General features: G+C 32.4%; 2 protein-coding genes. One reads left to right on the top strand and one right to left on the bottom strand.

The window, feature by feature from the left end:
* A partial coding sequence (locus F6K13_RS34610; RefSeq protein ID WP_287290171.1) for a CYTH domain-containing protein occupies positions 1 to 181 on the bottom strand: 181 nt, incomplete at its 3' end.
* Between the two features lie 33 nt (positions 182 to 214).
* Between F6K13_RS34610 and F6K13_RS34605 the strand changes: the two genes are divergently transcribed.
* Positions 215 to 700, top strand: coding sequence for a gluconokinase (locus F6K13_RS34605; RefSeq protein ID WP_124143786.1), 486 nt, complete (start codon positions 215 to 217; stop codon positions 698 to 700).
* Positions 701 to 1037: the final 337 nt, after the last annotated feature.

Raw genomic sequence — 1037 nt, 5'->3', positions numbered from 1 at the left:
ACCGTGAATTACCCACAGAAGGTCCTTTAATAGTTAAATAGCCTTGGTCTCCCGCAATTCTTGCCCTTAATGTTATGCCATCTTCTGTAGACATATAACCTTGACGATAAACTTGCCCAACACCTTGATTACGCCACCCGTTGCCTTTAACTAAAAACTTACGTTCTATTTCTATTGCCATTTTAATATTTAAGAACTTTTGAGAATTAATACAATGATTATTATCATAATGGGAGTTTCTGGTTCTGGTAAATCTACTATTGGAAAATTATTAGCAAAATCTCTAGGTTATGAATTTTATGACGCTGATTCTTTTCACTCCCAAGCTAATATAAAAAAAATGAGTAGTGGTAATCCTTTAAATGATGCAGACCGAATTCCTTGGTTAGTAGAAATGAGAAATGCAATTGAGCAATGGTTAGAGAATAATAAAAATATTATATTAGCCTGTTCTGCTCTGAAAAAAGCTTATCGTCATCTACTGATAAAAGACTCACAAAATATTAAACTTGTCTACTTAAAAGGGTCTTTTGATTTGTTTGCCCAAAGACTAAAGGAACGAGAAAATCATTTTATGAAAGTTGAAATGTTAAGAAGTCAATTTGACGATCTTGAAGAACCAGAAGAAGCGATAATAATAGATATAGATGCTGTAAAATCTCCCGAAGATATTATCAATTATATTAGGAATAGTTTGTAGAAATTTTTATTTATATTAGGTAGTGAAGTCGGGGAAAGGCAGGGGGTAGAGGATAGGAAATTCAGGGATATAGAAAACTATCTAAAAAAAAGTATTTGGAGAGCAAAATTGTTTGAATATTTGCGTAATCATTCTACCTTCAAATATTTGTTTTTTTTCTCCCTGATGGAAAAAGCTTTAAAGTCTTTTTGCAACTTATTTATCCCAAGCTCAAAAAGCTGATAGCTGAATGCTAAAAGCTAATAGCTAGTTAACTTGTCTATCTGTATCTACAGTCAACCCCGATCGAGATATTATTCTATGCAAGTTAGAAATGAATTTGGTACAATTCCTGCCA

This window comes from Okeania sp. SIO2B9 (genome assembly GCF_010672505.1).
Classification (GTDB): Bacteria; Cyanobacteriota; Cyanobacteriia; order Cyanobacteriales; family Microcoleaceae; genus Okeania; species Okeania hirsuta.
This window is presented reverse-complemented; position numbering and strand designations above follow the sequence as displayed.

Bases quoted from the DNA above. Each gene is read 5' to 3' on its own strand.
- F6K13_RS34605 (WP_124143786.1), top strand. From the start codon at position 215: ATGATTATTATCATAATGGGAGTTTCTGGTTCTGGTAAATCTACTATT.